This is a genomic window from Tenacibaculum sp. 1_MG-2023, from assembly GCF_030547425.1.
Lineage (GTDB): Bacteria > Bacteroidota > Bacteroidia > Flavobacteriales > Flavobacteriaceae > Polaribacter.
Genome location: NZ_JAUORH010000004.1, coordinates 116,456 through 140,535, shown reverse-complemented (window position 1 = coordinate 140,535; position 24,080 = coordinate 116,456). Strand labels below are relative to the sequence as shown.

28 protein-coding genes are annotated in these 24,080 nt (G+C 34.3%); 22 read left to right on the top strand and 6 right to left on the bottom strand.

The genetic code is table 11. The features are described from left to right. Positions 1 to 18: 18 nt before the first annotated feature. Complete coding sequence (locus Q4517_RS04775) at positions 19 to 1,290, bottom strand: replication-associated recombination protein A (RefSeq protein WP_303506804.1); 1,272 nt, start codon at positions 1,288 to 1,290, stop codon at positions 19 to 21. 22 nt (positions 1,291 to 1,312) lie between these two features. On the opposite strand from Q4517_RS04775, the gene Q4517_RS04770 reads away from it, so the two are divergent. Further along, positions 1,313 to 2,071, top strand: coding sequence for a rhomboid family intramembrane serine protease (locus Q4517_RS04770; RefSeq protein ID WP_368506459.1), 759 nt, complete (start codon positions 1,313 to 1,315; stop codon positions 2,069 to 2,071). A 31-nt stretch (positions 2,072 to 2,102) separates the two neighbouring features. Here the strand turns inward: Q4517_RS04770 and rlmB are convergent, their stop codons facing one another. From rlmB to Q4517_RS04745, 5 genes are all read right to left on the bottom strand, one after another. Then, positions 2,103 to 2,840: a 23S rRNA (guanosine(2251)-2'-O)-methyltransferase RlmB gene (rlmB, locus tag Q4517_RS04765; protein ID WP_303506803.1), complete on the bottom strand. Its 738-nt coding sequence runs from the start codon at positions 2,838 to 2,840 to the stop codon at positions 2,103 to 2,105. Between the two features lie 84 nt (positions 2,841 to 2,924). Next, entirely contained in the window at positions 2,925 to 4,280 is a 1,356-nt protein-coding gene (locus Q4517_RS04760; RefSeq protein ID WP_303506802.1) for a RagB/SusD family nutrient uptake outer membrane protein, read from the bottom strand. Positions 4,281 to 4,295: 15 nt separating this feature from the next. Next, entirely contained in the window at positions 4,296 to 7,349 is a 3,054-nt protein-coding gene (locus Q4517_RS04755; protein ID WP_303506801.1) for a TonB-dependent receptor, read from the bottom strand. A 127-nt stretch (positions 7,350 to 7,476) separates the two neighbouring features. Then, the gene (locus Q4517_RS04750) at positions 7,477 to 8,901 is read right to left on the bottom strand and encodes a SusD/RagB family nutrient-binding outer membrane lipoprotein (RefSeq protein WP_303506800.1); all 1,425 of its coding nucleotides are present in this window, start codon (positions 8,899 to 8,901) and stop codon (positions 7,477 to 7,479) included. Between the two features lie 11 nt (positions 8,902 to 8,912). Continuing rightward, a complete protein-coding gene (locus Q4517_RS04745; RefSeq protein WP_303506799.1) occupies positions 8,913 to 12,137 on the bottom strand; it encodes a SusC/RagA family TonB-linked outer membrane protein in 3,225 nt (1,074 codons plus the stop codon). Positions 12,138 to 12,491: 354 nt separating this feature from the next. Here Q4517_RS04745 and rpsL point away from each other — a divergent pair, with 354 nt between their 5' ends. The 21 genes from rpsL to rplR all read left to right on the top strand — a co-directional run bounded on the left by rpsL (position 12,492) and on the right by rplR (position 24,079). Next, on the top strand, positions 12,492 to 12,872 hold the full coding sequence (gene rpsL, locus Q4517_RS04740; RefSeq protein WP_115900422.1) for a 30S ribosomal protein S12: 381 nt from the start codon (positions 12,492 to 12,494) through the stop codon (positions 12,870 to 12,872). Positions 12,873 to 12,904: 32 nt separating this feature from the next. Next, entirely contained in the window at positions 12,905 to 13,381 is a 477-nt protein-coding gene (gene rpsG, locus Q4517_RS04735; RefSeq protein ID WP_100925426.1) for a 30S ribosomal protein S7, read from the top strand. A gap of 5 nt (positions 13,382 to 13,386) precedes the next feature. Continuing rightward, the gene (gene fusA, locus Q4517_RS04730; protein WP_303506793.1) at positions 13,387 to 15,504 is read left to right on the top strand and encodes an elongation factor G; all 2,118 of its coding nucleotides are present in this window, start codon (positions 13,387 to 13,389) and stop codon (positions 15,502 to 15,504) included. Positions 15,505 to 15,509: 5 nt separating this feature from the next. Continuing rightward, on the top strand, positions 15,510 to 15,815 hold the full coding sequence (rpsJ, locus tag Q4517_RS04725) for a 30S ribosomal protein S10 (protein WP_024740605.1): 306 nt from the start codon (positions 15,510 to 15,512) through the stop codon (positions 15,813 to 15,815). A gap of 291 nt (positions 15,816 to 16,106) precedes the next feature. Then, entirely contained in the window at positions 16,107 to 16,724 is a 618-nt protein-coding gene (gene rplC / locus Q4517_RS04720) for a 50S ribosomal protein L3 (RefSeq protein WP_303506792.1), read from the top strand. After that, positions 16,724 to 17,353: a 50S ribosomal protein L4 gene (gene rplD / locus Q4517_RS04715; protein ID WP_303506790.1), complete on the top strand. Its 630-nt coding sequence runs from the start codon at positions 16,724 to 16,726 to the stop codon at positions 17,351 to 17,353. The genes rplC and rplD overlap by 1 nt, the downstream gene beginning before the upstream one ends. An 8-nt stretch (positions 17,354 to 17,361) precedes the next feature. Then, positions 17,362 to 17,652 (top strand): 50S ribosomal protein L23, encoded by a 291-nt coding sequence (gene rplW, locus Q4517_RS04710; protein WP_115900426.1) that lies wholly within the window; start codon positions 17,362 to 17,364, stop codon positions 17,650 to 17,652. 11 nt (positions 17,653 to 17,663) lie between these two features. Next, positions 17,664 to 18,488 carry a 50S ribosomal protein L2 gene (gene rplB, locus Q4517_RS04705; RefSeq protein ID WP_115900427.1) on the top strand — a complete coding sequence of 275 codons (825 nt, stop codon included), beginning with the start codon at positions 17,664 to 17,666 and terminating at the stop codon, positions 18,486 to 18,488. 6 nt (positions 18,489 to 18,494) lie between these two features. After that, positions 18,495 to 18,773 carry a 30S ribosomal protein S19 gene (gene rpsS, locus Q4517_RS04700; protein WP_028890729.1) on the top strand — a complete coding sequence of 93 codons (279 nt, stop codon included), beginning with the start codon at positions 18,495 to 18,497 and terminating at the stop codon, positions 18,771 to 18,773. 9 nt (positions 18,774 to 18,782) lie between these two features. Continuing rightward, positions 18,783 to 19,187, top strand: coding sequence for a 50S ribosomal protein L22 (gene rplV / locus Q4517_RS04695; RefSeq protein ID WP_115900428.1), 405 nt, complete (start codon positions 18,783 to 18,785; stop codon positions 19,185 to 19,187). Positions 19,188 to 19,198: 11 nt separating this feature from the next. Then, positions 19,199 to 19,915 carry a 30S ribosomal protein S3 gene (rpsC, locus tag Q4517_RS04690; RefSeq protein WP_115900429.1) on the top strand — a complete coding sequence of 239 codons (717 nt, stop codon included), beginning with the start codon at positions 19,199 to 19,201 and terminating at the stop codon, positions 19,913 to 19,915. A gap of 19 nt (positions 19,916 to 19,934) precedes the next feature. Continuing rightward, complete coding sequence (gene rplP, locus Q4517_RS04685) at positions 19,935 to 20,366, top strand: 50S ribosomal protein L16 (RefSeq protein ID WP_115900430.1); 432 nt, start codon at positions 19,935 to 19,937, stop codon at positions 20,364 to 20,366. Between the two features lie 12 nt (positions 20,367 to 20,378). Further along, on the top strand, positions 20,379 to 20,570 hold the full coding sequence (rpmC, locus tag Q4517_RS04680; protein WP_028890733.1) for a 50S ribosomal protein L29: 192 nt from the start codon (positions 20,379 to 20,381) through the stop codon (positions 20,568 to 20,570). A gap of 18 nt (positions 20,571 to 20,588) precedes the next feature. After that, positions 20,589 to 20,846 (top strand): 30S ribosomal protein S17, encoded by a 258-nt coding sequence (gene rpsQ, locus Q4517_RS04675; RefSeq protein WP_099215304.1) that lies wholly within the window; start codon positions 20,589 to 20,591, stop codon positions 20,844 to 20,846. Between the two features lies 1 nt (position 20,847). Further along, a complete protein-coding gene (rplN, locus tag Q4517_RS04670) occupies positions 20,848 to 21,216 on the top strand; it encodes a 50S ribosomal protein L14 (RefSeq protein ID WP_099215305.1) in 369 nt (122 codons plus the stop codon). Between the two features lie 14 nt (positions 21,217 to 21,230). Further along, positions 21,231 to 21,545 (top strand): 50S ribosomal protein L24, encoded by a 315-nt coding sequence (gene rplX / locus Q4517_RS04665; protein ID WP_303506777.1) that lies wholly within the window; start codon positions 21,231 to 21,233, stop codon positions 21,543 to 21,545. Positions 21,546 to 21,547: 2 nt separating this feature from the next. Then, positions 21,548 to 22,099, top strand: coding sequence for a 50S ribosomal protein L5 (rplE, locus tag Q4517_RS04660; RefSeq protein WP_115900433.1), 552 nt, complete (start codon positions 21,548 to 21,550; stop codon positions 22,097 to 22,099). Between the two features lie 4 nt (positions 22,100 to 22,103). Continuing rightward, a complete protein-coding gene (rpsN, locus tag Q4517_RS04655) occupies positions 22,104 to 22,373 on the top strand; it encodes a 30S ribosomal protein S14 (protein WP_028890738.1) in 270 nt (89 codons plus the stop codon). Between the two features lie 376 nt (positions 22,374 to 22,749). Then, the gene (gene rpsH / locus Q4517_RS04650; RefSeq protein WP_115900434.1) at positions 22,750 to 23,148 is read left to right on the top strand and encodes a 30S ribosomal protein S8; all 399 of its coding nucleotides are present in this window, start codon (positions 22,750 to 22,752) and stop codon (positions 23,146 to 23,148) included. A gap of 16 nt (positions 23,149 to 23,164) precedes the next feature. After that, positions 23,165 to 23,710, top strand: a complete 546-nt coding sequence (gene rplF / locus Q4517_RS04645) for a 50S ribosomal protein L6 (protein ID WP_115900435.1) — start codon at positions 23,165 to 23,167, stop codon at positions 23,708 to 23,710. An 18-nt stretch (positions 23,711 to 23,728) separates the two neighbouring features. Further along, on the top strand, positions 23,729 to 24,079 hold the full coding sequence (gene rplR / locus Q4517_RS04640) for a 50S ribosomal protein L18 (protein ID WP_303506767.1): 351 nt from the start codon (positions 23,729 to 23,731) through the stop codon (positions 24,077 to 24,079). Position 24,080: the final 1 nt, after the last annotated feature.

The following is a 24,080-nucleotide window of genomic DNA, read 5'->3' as shown; positions in this document are numbered from 1 at the left end:
GCCTTTATGGTATATTAACTAATAATTGTACTTATCTTTCCAACGTTGCTTTAACAGTTCTCTAAATTGATTTTCACGAGTATTGTTTCCAGGTTCGTATAATTTAGTGTTTTTAACTTCATCAGGTAAAAATTCTTGACTCACAAAATTACCTGCATAATTGTGAGAGTATTGATATTCCTTTCCGTAGTCTAAATCTTTCATTAGTTTAGTAGGAGCATTTCTTAAGTGCAAAGGGACTGACAGGTCTCCTGTAGTTTTAACAAGGTTTTGTGCTTCACCAATAGCTATGTAAGAAGCATTACTTTTAGCAGAATTGGCTAAATAAACAGCACATTGACTTAAAATAATCCTAGATTCTGGGTAGCCAATTACTGAAACTGCTTGAAAGGTATTGTTAGCTAAAATTAACGCAGTAGGATTCGCATTTCCTATATCTTCAGAAGCAGCAATTAGCATTCTACGCGCAATAAATTTTACATCTTCACCACCTTCAATCATACGAGCTAACCAATATACAGCAGCGTTAGGGTCACTACCTCTAATAGATTTTATAAAGGCAGAAACAATATCGTAATGTTGCTCACCAGTTTTATCATAACGAACCGTGTTTTTTTGAATTTTAGATAACACTAACTCATTGGTAACTTCAATTTCATTATTAGCAGCAACTAATAATTCAAAAATATTCAGAAGTTTTCTGGCATCACCACCAGAAACTTGAAGCAGTGCATCAGTTTCTTTTAAGTCAATTTTTTTTTGAGAAATGATTTCATCTTTTTCTATTGCGCGATGTAACAAAGCAATCAAATCATTTTTATCAAAAGAATTTAATATATAAACTTGGCAACGAGAGAGTAGGGCAGGTATGACTTCAAAACTTGGATTTTCGGTAGTTGCTCCAACCAAAGTTACCCAACCTTTTTCAACAGCACCTAATAAAGAATCTTGTTGTGATTTACTAAAGCGGTGAATTTCATCAATAAACAAAATGGGATTTTTCTGTGTGAACAATCCACCACTTTTCTTTGCTTTTTCAATAACTTCACGAACATCTTTTACTCCGGAGCTAATAGCACTCAAAGTATAAAAAGGACGCCCAGATTCATTTGCAATAATATTAGCAAGGGTGGTTTTCCCAATTCCAGGAGGCCCCCATAAAATTAATGATGGTATAATTCCTTGTTTTATATGATTGGTTAAAATTCCATTTTCGCCTACTAAATGTTGTTGACTAATGTAATCACTTAAATTTTGTGGACGGATTCTTTCTGCCAAAGGTTGATTCATAATGTAAAAATAGCAAAGATTTATGACAGAACTTCAGAAATACTACTTTGGATTTATTTTTGTTATTTTCAAGGTCATGAATACAGAACAACAGCTAAAATTTTCTCCATCCATTTTTACTATACCTTTTTTATTTGTTATAGTAATATGGTTTGTGTACTGGATAGAAATTAAATTCGGATGGAATTTTAACAAGTTTGGCGTTTTTCCGAGAAGTTTTGATGGTTTAAAGGGGGTTATATGCTCGCCTTTTATTCACAGTGATACTAAACATCTTTTTAATAATTCAGTTCCTTTATTTGTGCTCTCAGCTTGTCTTTTTTACTTTTACAAGGAAGTAGCAGTTAAAGTTTTGTTGTTTGGAGGGATTATGACTGGATTATTAACTTGGCTAATTGCAAGAGAATCGTACCATATTGGAGCGAGTGGAATTGTGTATCTACTTTTCAGTTTTGTTCTTTTTAGTGGAATTATAAAGAAAAACTACAGATTAGTAGCTGTTTCTTTTGTTACTATATTTTTATACGGAAGCATGGTTTGGTATGTATTACCAATTAAAGAAGGGATGTCATGGGAAGGGCATTTATCAGGATTAATAACAGGGATTACTCTAGCTCTATTATACAGAAAAAGAGGGATTATAAAAGAAAAGTTTGAATTCACTAAAACAGAGTTTGATTCTATGTTCGATGAAGCAGGAAATTATGCTCCACGAGTAATTGAGGAAGAAGTTGAGTTAGAAGAAATTAAATACAAATATTTTTATAAAGAAGAAGAATAAAAAAATCCTGCTGAAAGCAGGATTTTTAATATTATAAACGTTGTCTTACGGCTTCATATAAAAAGGCACCACAAGCAACAGATACGTTTAGAGATTCTATCTCACCTAGTAACGGTAGTTTAGCTTTATAATCTGCCATTTTTAATACAGAGTTACTTACACCTTTGTGTTCAGAACCCATAATGATTGCAATAGGTTGATTAAAATCAACATCAAAAACTGAATCTTCAGTTTTTTCAGTTGCAGCAGCTAGCTTAATGTCTGCCGCTTTTAGTTGAAAGATAGCATCTTTAATATGGTCTACTTTACAAATTGGGATTTTAAAAGCAGCACCAGCTGAAGTTTTAATGGTTTCAGCATTTACAGGAGCACTACCACTTTTTTGAATGATAATTCCGTTTACACCAGTACATTCTGCAGTTCTAATAATAGCTCCAAAATTTCGAACATCAGAAACTTGATCTAATAATAAGAATAGGGGAGTATTGTCTGATTCTAACGTAGCTTCTATTAAAGTTTCTAAATCTTGAAAATCAATAGGAGAAATTTTAGCTACAGCACCTTGGTGGTTATTGTGTTTCGATAAACGATCTAGTTTTTCTGTAGGAACTACACTAGTTGATATTTTATTTTTCTTTAAAAGTTTATCCAATTGAAAAAACAATTCTCCTCTCAAGCCTTTTTGAAGGTATACTTTATTAATTGAAGCTCCACTTTCAATAGCTTCAATAATGGCTCTAATACCAAAAATGTTTGTGTTTTGTTCCATGCTGCAAATGTAGTTGATTTTATGGTATAAAAAAACCACCTCTTTCTGAGGTGGTTTTAAAATTTTATAAGTTATTAATCTAGCTTAATAACCAGGGTTTTGATCTGTTTGTGATATAGATCCATTAGAATCTAACTCATTTTGAGGTATTGGCCATAGTAATTGCTTTTCTGTAAAAGTAACACCAGTCTTTGAGTTTATAACACTAGGAGCTAATCCTAGTCTTTTAATATCTCCCCAACTTTTTCCTTCTCCAAAAAACTCTGAACTTCTTTCTCTTGCTATTACATCTACAACGTTAGAAGAATCAAAAGTACCTATATCAGGTAACCCAGCTCTGTTTCTAATCATGTTAAGGTAAGTAGCTGCATTTGGGTCATTTTTACGAGCTAAAACTTCAGCATACATTAATAAAACATCTGCATATCTGTAAATGTAAGGTAGGTCTGTACCTTCTGCGTTATCTACATATTTAGTAATAAATGAATCATTTACACTATTACTATTTTCTATGAAAGAAATTCTTGTATCTCCTGCTTCAAAAGTATCTAATAATAATTGAGAAGGTCCTACTTCTAATCTACCTGTTGGAGTAAAGTAAAAAGCTAAATTATTATTATCAGCTGCATTATAGTTTATTCTGAATATAGTTGAAGAACTACTATTACCTAGAACAAATAAATTAGCATAACTAGGGTCTAAAGTATATTTTCCTATCAATCCCTGTAAAACATTTTCAGCTAAATCATACTTTTCCATGTACATATGAGTTTCTGCTTCTAAAACATCAAGTGCATCATTTGTAAAGAATGTATTAGGGTTTGTAGTAGAAATTTTTCCTTTAGCTAAAGAAATTTCATTTAAAATATATTGATATACTTCAGCTTCACTAGATTTAGGAGTATTTTTTGCATCAGGTCCATCTAAAGCAAATACTTTTTCTACTAAAGGGAGTCCTCCAAATAATCTTACTAGTCTAGAGTATCCAAAAGCTCTAATAGCATGAGCTTCAGCAAGAATTTCTTCTTTTTCAGAGTTAGAAATATTACTAATACTTTCAATTACTCTTATAATAACTGTTGCTCTATTAATAAATCTATAATGTTGAGCAAAAATTCTAGAAACATTTACATTATTTACAAGATAATTATTAATCTCGGCTTCTTTGTAACTAGGAAAAGACCCAACATGTCTTAATTCTCCAGAATATAATCCAGTTAACATTCTATACTCTACAATTACTGGTTCGTTTGTACCTGCTGTATTAGTTTGAATTTCATTATAACATTGGGCTAAAGCTGTTTTTGCGCTAGCATAATCAGTTATAAACTCATCAACACCTAAGGCTGTAGGGTCTGTTATGTTTAATTTATCATCACAGCTTATGATCATAAGAGCCATAAGTACAATGTATGTGCTTTTTAAAAATATTTTTTTCATCTTAATTACTTTTTATTAGAATGTAACGTTAACTCCTACTTTAACAACTTTACTACCACCTTGAGTTAAGAAGTCAGTACCTCCAACAATTGAATTACCACCTGAAAAGTTTACTTCAGGGTCATTACCACTATAGTCAGTTATAACAATTAAATTATCTCCAGAAAGAGTTAATCTTACCTGATCAAAACCTTTTATTTTAGGTAAATTATATCCAAGAGTGATATTTCTTAATTTTATAAAAGAACCATCTTCAACATACCTAGAAGAATCTTGACTGTTGTATGCTTGTGTAGCACTGTTAGGTCTAGGAATACCTGTATTGGTGTTTGTAGGAGTCCAATAATTACCTTGAGATACAAACTTATTAAAACCTATACTTCCTGTTGAACCAGTAAACGCTAATGTGTTATTGTAAACATCATTACCTTCTGACCATGCCCATAAGAAATTTAAATCAAAATTTTTATATTTTAATTTGTTTGACCAGTTCATTGTAAAATCAGCAAAAGGCTTTCCTATTACTACATAGTCGTCATCATTTAATAAACCATCATTGTTTTGATCGATGTACTTTACATCTCCAGGACCAACACCTTCTGTTTGTAAGTTTGCAGGCACTTCAGAAATATCTTGATACAAACCATCAGCTTGAAGACCATAAAAACCACCTAAAGCCACGCCTTCTTCAATTCTACTAACAAAACCTGTAACAAATGGAGCAGTATTGTCTAAAAAAGTAACTTTATTGTCTAAAGAACTGAATCCAATATTTGTATCCCATTGAAAATTATCATTATTAAATAATGAAATTTTAAGATCTATTTCGTGCCCTTTGTTAATCATAGAACCAACATTTTCAGTGACACCACCACCACCTTGGCTACCAGGTAATGGGGTAGATAAGATAAGTGAGTTGTCATGAGTTTCTTTCTCATAGTAAGCATAGTTTAAACTAACTCTATCGTCAAAAAACTTAGCTTCAAAACCAACATCAATTTGTGCCGTTTCTTCCCATCTTAGGTTAGGGTTAGCATTGGCTAAATAAGAAGAACCTACAGAACCATAGTTACCTGTCTGTACTGAAGGTTGAGAATCATATCTACCTACTGCAGATACATTACCTGTTATACCCCATGAACCTCTTACTTTAAAATAACTAACAAAATTGTTTTTGAACCAGTCATTATTAGATATAATATAACCTAATGAGGCAGCAGGGAAAAGCCCCCATCTTTGATCCTCATTAAATCTTGAAGAACCATCGTATCTTAGAGATCCTTCTAAAATTAAGTCTTCATAAATAGTTGCCCCAACCCTTGATATAAATGAAACTCTTCTAGAGTCAGAAAAAAGAGCGGTAGCAGTGCTAGGGTTAGCTGCGCTAGCTAACCAAGTTAAGCTAGGGCTAATAAAACCATTACCAGCAGCTCTTATAAAGTTAAGCTTATTTTGTTCATATTCTGCTCCTAAGAATACTCTTAAGCGCCAGTTGTCAAACGATTTATTGTAATTACCAGCAGCTAATGCTGTAAACTTCCTATCTGTTCTCTCTCTTTGGTCAGCACTTCCGTTTGGAGCTCCTAAAGATGTAGTTGAAGGATAATAAGATCTTTGTCTAAAATTTAGTTGGTCAAAACCAAAAGTAGTATTAAACCTTAACTCATCGTTCACTTTATATTCTAAATTAGCATTACCCAGAATACGAAAAGTCTTACCTTGATCAAAATTTTCAATTGCATTTTGAACAGGGTTAGAAAAAGAAAAATTAGTATAGGAATTAAAAGAACCATCTTCGTTGTATATATCTCTACCTGGTCTTTCAAGCATAGCAGTAGATAAAATACCAAAAATGTTATTATCTCCTTGTATAATCCTAGTTGTCTCATCAGTCAAACTTATTCCTGTAGTTAATTTAAAGCTATCACTAAGTTTTTGAGTAAGATTAAGCCTAACATTTTGTCTTTCGTAATCTTGCGTAAGTAGGTTACCATCTTGGGTAAAAGAAGCGATACCGAAATAATACTTTGTGTCTTCATTACCTCCTGATACATTAGCATTAATATTTTTAACTAATGCATTATCAACATAAATTTCATCTAAGTAGTTATCACCTCTATTTGAGTTAGCATCGTAATAAGCCTGTAAAGTAGCTTGATCGGCTCCTGATAAGTTATTACCTGGATTTTGATTATTTGACCATGTACCAGAAGGGAATCCTGAATTTTCATAAAAAGCATCTCCCAAACGTAACCATTGGCCATAATTCATAACCTCATATTTCTTAATAGGATTTTGAATACCTACTGTAGTACTAATGTTGAATCTTGCCTTACCTGCTTTTCCTTTTTTTGTAGTAATTAAAATAACACCGTTAGATCCTCTGTTACCATAAATTGCAGCTGAGGCAGCATCTTTCAAAATTTCAATAGATTCTATATCATCTGGGTTAAGGTTAGTAACAGCACTGTTTCTTTGCCCACCAAAGCTATCTGAAGCAGTTGCTTCAGAAAACATAGGTATTCCGTCAATAACATAAAGAGGATTGTTAGAACCGTTAATAGAGGAAGCTCCTCTAACTCTAACTCTAACTTCACCACCGGGAGCACCAGATAGTTGAGAAATCTGCACACCAGAAGCAGTTCCTTGAAGTGCTCCAGCTATACTAGAAGTAGAAATAGCTTGTACGCTTTCAGCTTTTACACTTGAAATGTTAGTTGTTAAGTCTCGCTGGCTAACTTGTCCGTACCCAACTACTATAACCTCATCTAGTACGTTGTCAGATTGTAATACTAGACTAAGATTGCTTGAAGAACCAACGGTTCTTTCAGCTGTTTTCATACCAACAAAACTGAAAACTAAAACATCGCCAGTTTTAGCTTGAATAGCGTAGTTTCCATCAAAATCTGTTTCAGTACCTTGAGTTGTACCCTTCTTTAAAATCGTAACCCCAGGTAGTGGGCCTGTTTCATCAGAAATAGTACCTGAAATTGTTCTTTCTTGTGCAAAGGATATTTGCACAATTAACGCTAGAAATAGCGTTAAAATTCCATTAAACTTTGTTCTCATTATGTAATTATTTGAATTAATTAATCGCTAAAATCATAAATATATCTTAAATAAACAATTTTTTAACATAAAAAAACGCCTTGTAACCAAGGCGTTTTAAATTAGTGATTAAGAATATTGAAAAAAATTAGTTTACATCCCACCAAACTTTGTTAGTTAAATTACCAGGTGTTGAAGTAACCTTACTTAATTGGTTTGAGTTATTCTGTGTTTCTGATAAAGGGTATGGTAGTTTTACAGGAATAGAGTTTATAACAGCAGCAGTTGGTACTGTTAATTGTGGAAAATCTAATCTTCTCCATTCACTCCAAGCTTCTAAACCATTCATATATAAGCCAACCCATTTTTGGGTTCCTAGCGACATTTTCCAGTTAGAAGCATTGTATGGGTTGTTAGCTATGTAGTCAGAAATAGTCGTAGCGTCGGTTATACCCCATTGATTCATGGATGCTTCAATACCTCTATTATAGGCGTCTCCTGCATTACCAGTTAAAAAACCTCTCTGGTAAGCTTCTGCAAGTAAGAATTCAACTTCAGAGTATGAGATAATAAGATGTGGAGTAGTAGCCTCTCTTACTTGATCGTTTGGTCTGGAAGTAGTAGGTTTTAATACAGTAGCGTCGTTATCGTTTAAACCATAAGGCATGCCTAATATAGTACCCCCTGAAGCAGGTTTAGCATATTCTTCTAGCCTAGGATCCCCCATGTTTTCTAAAGTGGAAACTAAATATTCTGAAACACAATAATCATCTCTATTATCAATTAAAGGAGAAAGGTTACGAAATAAAGGGTTTGCTCTATCTTGATTAGAATCGAAAGTAAATAAAGCGTTTTCACCATTGTTAGATATAAGGTTGCTCTCTGCTGCTTTGGCATATTGCTCAGCCGTTGCTGGGTCAATATCACTAAGTCTCATAGCGTATCTTAACATAAGAGAATTGGTGAATTTTTTCCAACTGTCAACATTGCCACCATAAATAACATCACCACTCTTAAAAGAGTCAGCTGAAGATACAAATGTGTCGCTTGCATTTTTTAGTGTTTGAAGTACGCTTTTGTAGATTGTTTCCTGACTGTCATAAACTGGTAAAGGAATATCAGAAATAGCTTCAGTATATGGGACATCACCATAGCTGTCGGTTAATGTAATAAAGGTTTGAGCTATCATTACATCTAAAATATTCTTTTTATTTGTTTTAATGTCGTTACTTATTAACTCTCCATCAACGAGTTCTTTAGCTGAAAACAATTCTTTCAATACATCAGCATAAAAAACTCTCCAACTTACGTTGTAATGGGTTACGTTTACATTATATCTACTTTCTTCGGTATATTCATTTTGTGCCCAGTATTGAACCATAAGTTGCCCCCAATCAGCATTCATGTTTACGCCAGAAACTCTACTATAGTAATTGAACTGTGATGTGGTAAGAAGTGTAGATGGAGCTACGGCCACAGCTGTATTTGGGTCAACGTTTAGTTCAGAAAGATCATCACATCTATATAATGATAATACTGATAGCGTTAATATTAATAATTTTATTTTTTTCATTTTTTTTAAATTTAAAATTTAGCTGATAAATTAATTCCGAATGATCTAGTAGATGGTATTTGAGCATTTTCAAGCCCTTGAGTGTTACCAGATCCAGTAATAATTTGAGGGTCTATATAAGGAACGTCAGAGTAAAGTATAGCTAAGTTTCTTCCGTAAAGGCTTAAGCTTAAGTTAGTGAAAGGGGTTTTATCTAAAACTTTACTTGGAATAGCATAACTAAGCCTTAATTCTCTGAATTTCAGAAAACTAGCGTCATAGGTGTTTGGAGCTGCTACGGCAAAATTGTTTTGATAGTAAGGTAAAGGATCGATCCTTATGTCGTTGGGAGAACCGTCTTCTTTTACGCCCGGTAAAATCATACCATTTTCACGAATATCAGACTCTCCGTTAAAAGCAACTGTTTCCGGGTGTACTCCAGAATATTTAGACCATTGCAAAGATGTTGAGTGCATAATACCTCCAACCTGGAAGTCAAATAATCCAGATAAAGTTATGCCTTTGTAGCTAAAAGAAGTGTTGAAGCCTCCAGTCCAATCAGCAAGAGCAGAACCTAAATAAACTCTTTCATCAGTAAACTTATAAACACCATCACTGCCAACTACTCTATTACCGTTATCATCATAAACATAGTCTTGACCAAATAAAGCCATGTATGGTAGTCCTTCTTGAACTCTTAAGTCTGCAGCCCAAGAGCTACCGACACCAATACTTTCAACGATAGTGTTACCTTCGTCATCCTTTAGTAATTCAACAACTTCATTTTCTTGTTTTGTAAGGTTAACTCCTAAATCCCATCTAAAATTCTCAGTTAGTATAGGGGTTCCTGTGATTTGAAATTCATACCCTGAATTTTTCATTTCTCCAGCGTTTAAAAGTCTAGAAGAGTAACCTGTAGTGTTTGAAACAGGAACGTTAAATATTTGATCTTTGGTGGTTCTGTCATAGTAAGCAGCATCAATGCTTAATCTATTACTAAATAATTTAACTAAAAAACCAAATTCTATTTCAGTAGTTAATTCGTTAACTAAATCTGGGTTTTGTTGTGCGTTAGGTACTTCATAAAGAGGATTGTCTCCAAAGTTAGGAGGTAGTGGGTTGTACACATCAGTCAAGCGATACGGATCACTATCGTTACCAGCTTGTGCTATACTAGCTCTAACCTTAGCAAAGTTAACAACTCCACTTTCTTTAACTCCTTCTAGTTCTGAAATAGCAAAGCTCAAAGAGGCAGAAGGATAAAAATAGCTGTTATTTTTATCTGGTAAGGTAGATGACCAGTCGTTTCTAGCTGCAAGATCTAAGAATAACATGTCTCTCCATCCTAATGAAGCAGTTGCAAATATACTGTTTATACCTCTATTAGTCTCGAAAGTCTCTGCTATAGGACTACCGGCAGAGTTAGCTATATTGAAGAACTTATCAACTATTAAACCTCCAGAGGTTTCTATCGTTGTTCTTTTTTGAGAGCTTCTCATTCTATTAGCTCCAATTGATCCATTAAAGGTGAATTCTTCACCAAAATTGGTGTCATAAGTTAACCGAACCTCCATATTAGTTTCCTGGAAATGTCTTTTTGTTTCTTCATATCTTGATCCGTCTACAGACCTGAAAGGAATCCCTTCTCTTAAGTTCAACTGAAACCAATCAGTTCCAAACTGAGTTGTAAGTGTTAACTCGTCAGTTATATCATAGCTAAGGTTTGCATTACCATATAACCTGTTTTTACTATCTTCTTGTAAGAAGTTTTCTCTAACCCAAAAAGGATTGTCAAAATAATTAGCGGTTGGATTAAAGGAAGTTAGGTTTCCGTTTGAGTCTGTAACAATACCTTTAGGGTTCCAAGTGTACTGGCTTCCTTCAGTTGTGTTTTGTTGATCCCTTAGGCGTTCAACATCTAATTGAGACTGCCACCATTGATAGAAGCCTTGCATAGCATTACCTTGAGAATAACCAGTTACATTTCTGTTTTCTGCAGCTGTATTAACATAGTTAGCAACAATATTAGCTCTTAACTTATCAGTTAGTTTATAAGAAGTATTTACATTTAGGGTGTTTCTTTCTATTTCACCTCCAGGTGTAGTTCCCTTTTGTTTAAGGTTGGTGTACCCAACTCTAAAATTAGATTTGTCGTTGGATCCAGAGAAAGCTACTGAATTAGTGAAAGTTACACCGATGTCAAAAAATGAATCATATGAATTTTTTGGAGCTGTCCATGGTCTAGTTTCTTTGTAATTAGAAGAACCAGGATCCCATGAGTCCCAATGTCTAACCATAAGGTTAGGGTTGAATTTAGGTCCCCAAGAACCATCTTTAGCATAGTTGGGTGCTAAATAAGAAACTCCATCTTGTGTGAACTCATTGAAACCACTAGCAGTTGGGTAAATAGAACCACCACCATAAGTTGTTTGAATAGGGATTAAGTTGTTTACTTTATCAAGACTAACACTAGAGTCAAAACTTACACCTATACCTTTTTGTCCTTTACCGCTTTTTGTTGTAATCAATATAACACCATTAGCACCTCTTGACCCATAAATGGCGGTTGCTGCAGCACCTTTTAAAACAGACATAGATTCTATGTTTGAAGGATCAATATCTGAAGCCGAGTTACCATAATCATAACTACCTCCACCAAAGCCAGATTGTTGATCTTGAGTAGCATAATTATCATTGTTGATAGGTACACCATCTATAACGAATAAAGGTTGGTTATTACCTAAAAAAGAATTTGAACCACGTATGGTAATTCTAGAAGATCCCCCTAATGAAGAAGCCGATCCTTGGATTTGTACCCCAGCAACTCTACCTTGTAATGAATTGACAAGGTTAGTTTCTTTGGCTTCATTAAGTTTGTCTCCATCAACTTTTTGTATTGCGTAACCAATGGCTTTTTCTTGTTTACTGATACCTAAAGCGGTTACAATTACTTCATCAAGAACATTGTCACTAGTCATAGTGATGTTCATGGAGTTTGAGTTTCCAACGGTTTTTTGAATTGATTTCATTCCTACAAAGCTAAAAACAAGAATATCTCCACTTTTAGCTTGAATAGAGAACTTCCCGTCAAAATCAGTTTCAACCCCAGAGGTAGTTCCTTTTATTAATACATTAACACCAGGCAGAGGTCCTGTTTCGTCAGAAACTATACCCGAAATTGTTTTTTCTTGTGCAAAGGATAGTTGCACAATCAACGCTAAGAGTAGCGTTAAAATTCCATTAAACTTTGTTTTCATTATGTAATTATTTGAATTAATTGAGCCAAAAATCATAAATAAAACTTAAAAAAACAAGGTATTTGTTAAAAAATTCTAAAAACATTATTGTATTTATAGTTGTTTCGTTTGTTTTAGGTTTGAAGTAGGTTAATATTCTTTTTGTATTGAAAAATGTTTATTTTTTTAACATTTTTATGGGGTTTATGTATAGTTATTGAGAGGTTAGGGTTGTGGGTGAGGTATTTTAGTGTTTTTTTAGTGTTATTAAAAATAACTTCTTGATATTTGAATAATTAGAAAATTATCGTACATTTGCACTCTCTTAAAATTAGAGTAATTTAAGTACAAATTAAAAACAAGTAATAATTTAGTATGCCAACTATTCAACAATTAGTTCGTAAAGGAAGAACCAAAATAACTAAGAAGAGTAAATCGGCTGCATTACAATCATGTCCTCAAAGACGTGGAGTTTGTACGCGTGTGTATACCACTACACCTAAAAAACCTAACTCAGCAATGCGTAAGGTAGCAAGGGTAAGATTAACAAACGGTAACGAAATCAACGCGTATATTCCAGGTGAAGGGCATAACTTGCAAGAGCACTCGATAGTATTAGTTAGAGGTGGAAGGGTAAAAGATTTACCAGGTGTTAAATATCACGTGGTACGTGGAGCATTAGATACTGCAGGAGTTGAGGGTAGAACCCAACGTAGATCTAAGTACGGTGCAAAACGCCCTAAAGACAAAAAGTAAAAATTAATTAGTAACTTTTTTAATGTAAAGACATGAGGAAAAGAAGAGCTAAAAAAAGAGTTTTGTTACCGGATCCTAGATTCAACGATCAATTAGTTACACGTTTTGTGAATAACTTAATGTGGGACGGTAAGAAATCTGTAGCATTCAAAGTGTTTTACGATGCAATGGACATCGTAAACGAAAAGAAAACTGACGAAGAAAAGTCGGCTTTAGAAATTTGGAAAGATGGTTTGTCGAATGTGATGCCTCACGTAGAAGTTCGTTCTCGTAGAGTAGGTGGAGCAACATTCCAAATTCCAATGCAAATTCGTCCAGACCGTAAGGTTTCTATGGCGATTAAATGGATGATTTCATATGCGCGTAAGCGTAATGAAAAAACAATGGCACAGCGTTTAGCCGCAGAAGTATTAGCTGCCGCTAAAGAAGAAGGTGCTGCTGTTAAGAAAAGAGTAGATACTCACAAGATGGCTGAGGCTAACAAAGCATTCTCACACTTTAGATTTTAATAGAAATGAGTAGAGATTTAAAATTTACAAGAAATATAGGTATTGCTGCGCATATTGATGCAGGAAAAACTACAACAACTGAACGTATTCTTTTCTATACAGGAGTTTCTCACAAAATTGGTGAGGTGCATGATGGTGCTTCTACAATGGACTGGATGGAGCAAGAAGCTGAAAGAGGTATTACAATTACTTCAGCAGCAACTACTTGTACTTGGCAGTTTCCATTAGAAAATGCTAAGCCATTACCTGAAACTAAAGATTATCACTTTAATATAATTGATACTCCGGGTCACGTTGATTTTACTGTAGAGGTAAACCGTTCGTTACGTGTGTTAGATGGATTAGTATTCTTATTTTCTGCAGTTGATGGAGTTGAGCCACAATCTGAAACTAACTGGAGATTAGCGGATAACTATAAAGTGCCTCGTATCGGTTTTGTTAACAAAATGGACCGTCAAGGAGCAAATTTTTTAGCAGTTTGTCAGCAAGTAAAAGATATGTTAAAGTCTAATGCAGTACCAATCGTGTTAAATATTGGTGATGAAGCAGACTTTAAAGGAATTGTTGATTTAGTTAAAAACCGTGCTATTGTATGGCATGATGATAATTATGGGTCAACTTTCGATGTTGTAGATATTCCAGAAGAATTAAAAGAAGAAGCTCATGAGTTACGTGGTAAGTTAATCGAAGAGGTTGCTGCTTATGACGAAAACTTATTAGAGAAATATATGGAGGATGAAGATTCAATTACAGAAGAAGAAGTGCACGCTGCACTTAGAGCTGCTGTAATGGATATGTCTATCATTCCAATGGTATGTGGGTCTTCATTTAAGAATAAAGGGGTGCAGTTTTTATTAGATGCTGTATGTCGTTATTTGCCTTCTCCAATGGATAGAGATAATATTATAGGTACTAACCCAGATACAGGTGAAGAAGAAATTCGTAAGCCAGATGCAAAGTCACCTTTCGCAGCGTTAGCGTTTAAAATTGCTACCGATCCTTTCGTGGGGCGTTTAGCATTCTTCCGTGCGTATTCTGGTCGTTTAGACGCAGGTTCTTATATCTTAAATAACCGTTCAGGTAAAAAAGAGCGTATTTCTCGTATCTATCAAATGCACTCTAATAAGCAAAACGCAATCGATTATATCGAAGCAGGAGATATTGGAGCTGGAGTAGGATTTAAAGATATTAAAACAGGTGATACTTTATCAGATGAGAAGAATCCAATCGTTTTAGAATCTATGGATTTCCCAGACCCAGTAATTGGTATTGCTGTTGAGCCAAAAACTAAAGCTGACGTTGATAAATTAGGAATGTCTTTAGCTAAGTTAGCAGAAGAAGATCCTACATTTACTGTAAAAACAGATGAAGCTTCAGGGCAAACTGTAATATCAGGAATGGGTGAGTTACACTTAGATATTATTGTAGACCGTTTAAAACGTGAGTTTAAGGTTGAAGTAAACCAAGGACAACCACAAGTAGAGTACAAAGAAGCTTTAACAGCTACTGCAGATCACAGAGAGGTTTATAAAAAGCAATCTGGTGGACGTGGTAAGTTTGCTGATATTGTGTTTACTATGGAGCCTGCTGATGAAGGTGTAACAGGGTTACAATTTGAGTCTATTATTAAAGGTGGTAACGTTCCTAAGGAATTTGTACCGTCAGTAGAAAAAGGATTCAAAGAAGCAATGAAGAATGGTCCTTTAGCTGGTTACGAAATGGATTCGATGAAGATTACTTTAAAGGATGGATCTTTCCACCCTGTAGATTCTGATCAATTATCATTCGAATTAGCTGCTAAGTTAGGTTACAAAGCTGCAGCTAAAGCTGCAAGAGCTGTAATTATGGAGCCAATGATGAAGTTAGAAGTGTTAACTCCAGAGGAGAACATGGGAGATATCGTTGGAGACTTAAACAGAAGAAGAGGACAAGTAAACGATATGAGCGATCGTGCTGGATCTAAAGTAGTAAAAGCAATCGTTCCTTTATCAGAAATGTTTGGATATGTTACTTCTTTAAGAACATTATCTTCAGGTAGAGCAACTTCTACAATGGAATTCTCTCACTATGCAGAAACTCCAAGTAACATTTCAGAAGAAGTAATCGCAAACGCTAAAGGTTAATTAAGATGAGTCAAAAAATTAGAATAAAGTTAAAATCTTACGATTATAATTTAGTAGACAAGTCTGCTGAAAAAATCGTAAAGACAGTAAAGAGCACTGGTGCTGTAGTAAACGGACCAATTCCTTTACCAACAAATAAAAAGATTTTTACCGTATTACGTTCACCACACGTAAACAAAAAATCAAGAGAGCAATTTCAATTATCTGCCTACAAGAGGTTATTAGACATTTATAGTTCTTCTTCAAAAACTATTGATGCATTAATGAAACTTGAGTTACCAAGTGGAGTTGAAGTTGAGATCAAAGTATAAGTAAATCAATAACTTTCGGTTTAATTTTGTTAAGCCGAAAGTTTTTTTTACTTTTGCACACCGAAATTTTAGTTTCGGAGTGTGAAAATTTCTGAAAAGTATTCAGAAATGACATGTCCTGAGGGTTTCGCGAAGGAAAAACGGTAAAAACAAATTCAGAGAGTGAAGATGTTTTCGCTCTTTTTTTTTGAGAAGTTCAAAGGTAAAACAAGAAACATTTGTTTCAAATATTTATTTTATTAATAGACGCGCTGGATAAAAAAATATCTAATCGTCTGAAAATTAACAAATATGTCTGGGTTAATAGGGAGAAAAGTAGGAATGACCAGCTTATTCGACGAGAACGGGAAGAATATTCCTTGTACTGTAATCGAAGCGGGTCCTTGCGTTGTTACCCAAGTCAGAACCGAAGAGGTTGACGGCTATAACGCGTTACAACTTGGTTTCGATGACAAAAAAGCAAAAAGCTCTAATAAAGCTTTAGATGGTCACTTTAAAAAGGCTGGTACATCTGCTAAAAGAAAAGTCATTGAATTTCAAGGATTCGAAGGTGAGTACAAATTAGGTGACTCAATTACTGTTGAACACTTTGCTGAAGGGGAATTCGTTGATGTATCAGGAGTTTCAAAAGGTAAAGGTTTTCAAGGTGTTGTTAAACGTCATGGTTTTGCCGGAGTTGGACAAGCAACTCACGGTCAACATAACCGTTTAAGAGCTCCAGGTTCAATTGGTGCAGCATCTTACCCTGCAAGAGTATTCAAAGGAATGCGTATGGCAGGTCGTATGGGTGGAGACAAAGTAAAAGTTCAAAATTTAAGAGTTTTAAAAGTGGTTGCAGATAAGAATCTTATCGTTGTAAAAGGAGCAATTCCTGGTCACAAAAACTCTTATGTAACTATCGAGAAATAATGAAAGTAGCAGTATTAGATATTACAGGAAAAGATACTGGTAGAAAAGTTGAACTTTCTAGCGAGGTATTCGGAATTGAGCCAAATGATCACGCGATTTATTTAGATGTAAAGCAGTATTTGGCTAATCAAAGACAAGGTACTCATAAATCGAAAGAAAGAGCTGAGATTGCTGGTAGTACAAGAAAGATTAAAAAACAAAAGGGAACTGGTACAGCTCGTGCGGGTAGTATCAAGTCTGGTGTTTTTAGAGGTGGAGGACGCATGTTTGGTCCAAGACCAAGAAACTATTCTTTTAAGTTAAATAAAAACTTAAAGCGTTTAGCACGTAAATCAGCTTTAAGTATTCAAGCAAAAGAAAACAATTTAGTAGTTGTAGAAGACTTCAATTTTGAAGCTCCAAGAACTAAAGAGTTTATCAATGTATTAAAAGCTTTAGAATTAGACACTAAAAAGTCTTTATTCGTATTAGGTGAAGAAAGTAAAAATGTTTACTTATCATCTCGTAACTTAAAAGGTTCTAAAGTAGTAGATGCTTCAGGTATTAACACATATAGCGTTTTAAATGCTAGTAAAGTAGTTATTTCTGAAAGCTCTCTAGAAGGAATTGAGTCTAATTTAAGTAAATAGGGAACAAGATGAGTATTTTAATTAAACCTATTATTACAGAAAAAGCTACAAATGATAGCGAGTTAAATAACCGTTATACATTTGTTGTAAATAAGAAAGCTAACAAATTAGAAATCAAAGGAGCTGTTGAAGCTACTTATGGTGTAGCGATTGAATCTGTAAAAACAATGAACTATCCTATTCAAAGAAAAACTAAATACACTAAAAAAGGTTTAGTAACAGGGATAACAAGTGGGTACAAGAAAGCAATCGTTCAGTTAGCTGAAGGAGAAACTATTGATTTTTATAACAATCTTTAAGAAAAGACAGAATGTCAGTTAGAAAATTAAAACCAATAACACCAGGTCAGCGTTTTAGAGTTGTAAATGGGTTCGACACCATTACTACTGATAAGCCGGAGAAATCTTTATTAGCTCCGAAAAAACGATCTGGAGGTCGAAACAATCAGGGTAGAATGACTACACGTAACATAGGTGGAGGTCATAAACAAAAATACCGTATTATCGATTTTAAAAGAGATAAGCAAGGTATTCCTGCAACAGTAAAAACTATCGAGTACGATCCAAACCGTACGGCATTTATTGCATTAGTTAGTTATGCTGATGGTGAAAAACGTTATGTAATTGCACAAAACGGATTAAAAGTAGGTCAAACAATCATTTCAGGAAAAGATGCAGCTCCAGAAGTTGGAAATGCTATGTACTTAAGTGAAATTCCTTTAGGTACTACAATTTCTTGTATAGAGTTACATCCAGGTCAAGGAGCTGTTATGGCTCGTTCTGCTGGAGCTTTTGCTCAATTACTAGCGAAAGAAGGTAAATATGCAACAGTTAAATTACCTTCTGGAGAAACAAGATTTATCTTATTAACTTGTATGGCTACAATTGGAGTAGTGTCTAACTCAGATCACCAGTTATTAGTTTCAGGTAAAGCAGGTAGAAGTAGATGGTTAGGAAGAAGACCAAGAACGAATGCAGTAAGAATGAACCCAGTTGATCACCCAATGGGAGGTGGTGAAGGACGTTCTTCTGGAGGGCATCCAAGATCTAGAAACGGTATTCCTGCTAAAGGATATAAGACTAGATCAAAGACCAAAGCTAGTAATAAGTATATCGTAGAACGTAGAAAGAAATAATAAACCATGGCAAGATCATTAAAAAAAGGACCTTACGTTCACTATAAGTTAGAGAAGAAAGTGTTAGCTAACGTAGAAGCAGGTAGTAAGTCAGTTATCAAAACTTGGTCTAGAGCAAGTATGATTACCCCTGATTTCGTAGGACAAACAATTGCAGTTCACAACGGACGTCAGTTTGTACCAGTTTACGTTACTGAAAACATGGTAGGTCATAAATTAGGCGAATTTTCACCAACACGCTCGTTTAGAGGACACGCTGGTGCAAAAAATAAAGGTAAAAAATAGTAGGAAATTATGGGAAGTCGTAAACATAACATGGCAACACAGTTAAAAGAAGCTAGAAAGTCTAGAGCTTTTGCTAAATTAACTAATTGTCCTACATCACCAAGGAAAATGCGCTTGGTAGCAGATTTAGTAAGAGGAGTAGAAGTTGAAAAAGCTTTACAAATTTTAAAGTTCAGTTCAAAAGAAGCATCACGTAACTTAGAAAAGTTATTATTATCAGCTATTGCTAACTGGCAAGCTAAAAATGAAGATGCGAGTATCGAAGATGCTGGGTTATACGTAAAATCAATTTGTGTTGATAGCGCAGGTATGTTAAAAAGGTTAAGACCAGCTCCACAAGGTCGTGCACATAGAATTCGTAAGCGTTCTAATCACGTAACTTTAGAGTTAGGAACTAAAAATAACAGTAATTAATCAAAGTAGAAATGGGACAAAAGACAAATCCAATAGGAAATCGTTTAGGAATTATCAGAGGATGGGAATCTAACTGGTATGGTGGAAATGACTACGGAGATAAGATTGCTGAAGATGATAAGATAAGAAAGTATTTATATGCTAGATTATCTAAAGCAAGTGTATCAAGAGTTATTATTGAGCGTACTTTAAAGCTTGTAACCGTTACTATCACTACTGCACGTCCAGGTATCATTATTGGTAAAGGAGGTCAAGAGGTAGACAAGTTAAAAGAAGAGCTTAAGAAAATTACTGGTAAAGAAGTTCAAATTAATATTTTCGAAATTAAACGTCCAGAATTAGATGCAAAATTAGTTGCAGCTAGTGTTGCTCGTCAAATCGAAAACAGAATTTCTTACAAGCGAGCTACTAAAATGGCAATCGCAGCTGCAATGAGAATGAATGCAGAAGGAATTAAAGTGCAATTATCAGGTCGTTTAAATGGAGCTGAAATGGCACGTTCTGAGCATTACAAAGAAGGAAGAATTCCTCTTTCTACCTTTAGAGCAGATATCGATTATGCACTTGTTGAAGCACATACTACATACGGAAGAATCGGTGTGAAAGTATGGATTATGAAAGGTGAGGTTTATGGAAAACGTGAATTATCTCCATTAGTTGGACTATCTAAGCAAAAAGGTAGTGGAAACAAAGGTGGTGGTAAACGTCAACCTCGCAGAAGAAAATAATTTTTAAAAGAAATTAACAATGTTACAGCCAAAAAGAGTAAAATACCGTAAGGTACAGAAGGCGAAAGGAAATATGAAAGGTAACTCTGGTAGAGGTACTGAACTTTCTAACGGAATGTTTGGTATCAAATCATTAGACCAGAACTTACTTACCTCTCGTCAAATTGAGGCAGCTCGTATTGCGGCAACTCGTTATATGAAAAGAGAGGGGCAACTTTGGATTAAAATTTTCCCAGATAAACCTATCACTAAGAAACCATTAGAGGTACGTATGGGTAAAGGTAAAGGTGCACCAGACCATTTTGTAGCAGTTGTAAAACCAGGTAGAATTTTGTTTGAAATTGGTGGAGTACCAATGGAAGTAGCAAAAGAAGCTTTACGTTTAGCAGCGCAAAAACTTCCTGTAAAAACGAAGTTTGTAATAGCAAGAGATTTTGATTATAACGCTTAATTCTATTAGATCATGAAACAATCAGAAATTAAAGAATTATCAACAGCTGACTTACAAGAAAAGCTAGGGGCGTTGAAGAAAAATTATACTGATCTTAAGATGGCTCACGCCATAACTCCATTGGAAAACCCATTAGAGTTACGCAGCTTAAGAAAAACTGTAGCAAGAATTGCTACAGAGTTAACTAAAAGAGAATTACAATAATTCTAGTCAGTTTTAAAGATGGAAAAAAGAAATCTTAGAAAAGAGAGAATCGGTGTAGTATCTAGTAACAAGATGGAGAAATCTATCGTTGTAAACGAGGTAAAAAGAGTAAAGCACCCAATGTACGGAAAGTTCGTATTAAAGACTAAGAAGTACGTTGCACATGACGAGAATAACGATTGCAACGAAGGTGATACTGTAAGGATCATGGAAACACGTCCTATGAGTAAATCTAAGCGTTGGAGATTAGTAGAAATCCTAGAAAGAGCTAAATAATATGTTACAGACAGAATCAAGATTAAAAGTCGCAGATAACACTGGAGCAAAAGAAGTTTTAGTGATTAGAGTTTTAGGAGGAACAAAAAAGCGTTACGCTAGCGTTGGAGATAAAATTGTAGTATCGGTAAAATCTGCAACTCCAAACGGAACTGTAAAGAAAGGTCAAGTATCTCGTGCAGTTGTTGTTCGTACTAAGAAAGAAGTTAGACGTAAAGACGGATCATATATCAGATTTGATGATAATGCTTGTGTACTTTTAAATCCTACAGAGGAAATGAGAGGAACACGTGTATTCGGACCTGTGGCTCGTGAATTACGTGAGAAACAATTTATGAAAATAGTATCATTAGCACCTGAGGTGTTATAAAATCAGATTTTAAAATGAAAAAATTTAAAATTAAATCAGGAGATACTGTTAAAGTTATAGCAGGAGATCACAAAGGATCTGAAGGGAAAGTTTTACAAATTCTTAAAGATAAGGATAGAGTAGTAGTAGAAGGTGTAAATATGGTGTCTAAACACACTAAACCAAGTGCTGCAAATCCACAAGGAGGAATTGTAAAGAAAGAAGCTCCATTACATATATCAAACGTTGCCTTAATCGAAAATGGTAAAACAGTAAGAGTAGGGTATGACTTTGATAAGGAAAGTGGAAAAAAAGTTAGAGTTTCAAGAAAATCAGATAAAGCAATATAACAATGAGTTACGTACCAAGATTAAAAGAAGAGTACAAGAGCAGAGTTATCAAAGCTCTTACTGATGAATTTGGTTATAGCAATGTAATGCAAGTACCTAAATTACAAAAAATCGTTGTAAGTAAAGGTGTTGGTGCAGCTATAGCAGATAAGAAATTAATAGAATATGCTATTGACGAGTTAACAACGATTACAGGTCAAAAAGCAGTATCTACAATCTCTAAAAAAGACGTTGCAAACTTCAAATTACGTAAAGGAATGCCAATTGGTGCAAAGGTTACGTTAAGAGGAGATAAAATGTACGAATTTTTAGATAGATTAGTTACAGCTTCTTTACCACGTGTAAGAGATTTTAACGGAATCAAGGCAAATGGTTTTGATGGTAGAGGTAATTACAACTTAGGAGTTACTGAACAAATCATCTACCCAGAGATTAATATTGATCAAGTGAAAAAAATTAGTGGTATGGATATTACTTTCGTAACATCTGCAAATACTGATAAAGAAGCTAAATCATTATTAGGAGAATTAGGATTACCATTTAAAAAGAATTAATAAGATGGCTAAAGAATCAATGAAAGCGCGTGAGCGTAAAAGAGCTAAAATGGTTGCTAAGTATGCAGAAAAGAGAAAAGCTTTAAAAGAAGCTGGAGACTACGAAGCGTTACAAAAGTTACCAAAAAACGCATCACCAATTAGAATGCACAACCGTTGTAAACTAACTGGACGTCCAAAAGGATATATGCGTCAGTTCGGAATTTCACGTGTTACTTTCCGTGAAATGGCTAACCAAGGATTAATTCCAGGTGTTAAGAAAGCAAGCTGGTAAAATAGCTCTTTAGATACAAAATATAAAGGTGTACAACAATACAAAGTTGTACACCTTTTTTGCTTAAAAATAGAGTTGTAATAAGTAGTTTTTTTGAGTTTCATTTTAGATTAAACATACTAGCAAAAACGTAATATTTTGATACTAAAAATGATAATCATCAAAAAGGTTTGATTTTCAAAAAGTTTATGTATATTTGCACACTGTTTTTGTGAGGTAAATTACGCCTTGTAAGTAAATACTTGTAATAGTATAATGCCTACGAGATTTTACCTTGAAAAACGAAAAATAAATATTAACTGGTTTCAGGTTTAGTAACTGTACTTTATCAAGTAAAATAGAGTCGCTAAAAACCAAAACCACAATTTAATTAACTATGTATACAGATCCAATCGCGGATTTTCTTACTCGTGTGAGAAATGCTATTGCAGCAAATCACAGAGTAGTTGAAGTTCCTGCTTCAAAGTTGAAGAAGGAAATGACGAAAATTTTGTTCGATCAAGGTTACATTTTAAGTTATCAGTTCAATGAAGATAAAGTTCAAGGAACTATTAAAATAGCTTTAAAATACGATCGTGATACGAAAGAGTCAGTAATCAGAAAGATTCAAAGAATTTCAACACCAGGTTTACGTAGATACGTTGGCGCTAAAGAAATGCCAAGAGTATTAAACGGGTTAGGTATTGCTATTGTTTCTACATCAAGAGGTGTAATGACAAACAAAAAAGCAAGACTAGAGAACGTAGGTGGAGAAGTATTATGTTACGTTTACTAAAAAAACATTTTGTAAGATGAGTAGAATAGGAAAAAATCCAATCGCATTGCCACAAGGTGTTGAAGTAAAAGTAGACGGAAATGTGGTAACAGTAAAAGGAAAATTAGGAGAGTTAACTCAAGAAATTAAGTCTGGAATTACTGTAAAAGTTGAAGATGGTACAGTCACTTTAGAAAGACCATCAGAAAGTAAAGATCATAGAGCTGCACATGGTTTATACCGTGCTTTAATCAATAACATGGTTGAAGGTGTAAGTAAAGGTTTTACTAAAGAATTAGAGTTAGTAGGTGTTGGTTATAGAGCATCTAACCAAGGACAGAAGTTAGATTTAGCCTTAGGTTTCTCTCATAACATTGTTTTAAATTTAGCTCCAGAAGTTAAGGTTGAAACTGTATCTGAAAAAGGTAAGAATCCAATTGTAAAATTAACTTCACATGACAAACAATTAGTTGGTCAAGTTGCAGCAAAAATTCGTTCATTCCGTAGGCCAGAGCCTTATAAAGGAAAAGGAGTTAAGTTTGTAGGAGAAGTATTAAGAAGAAAAGCAGGTAAATCTGCATAATAAATAAGAGAAATTATTATGGCATTATCAAAGCTTGAAAGAAGACAACGAATTAAGTATAGAATTAGAAAAATTGTTACAGGTACAGCTGAGAAACCAAGGTTATCAGTTTTTAGAAGTAACAAAGAAATCTATGCTCAGTTAATCGATGACGTTGCTGGTGTAACATTAGCATCTGCATCATCAAGAGATAAAGAAATTACATCTAGCTCTAAAGCAGAAGCGGCTACATCTGTAGGGAAAGCAATTGCTGAAAAAGCTGTTAAAGCTGGCGTAGATACTGTTGCTTTCGACCGTAACGGATATTTATACCACGGTAGAGTTAAAGTATTAGCAGACGCTGCAAGAGAAGCTGGTTTAAAATTTTAAG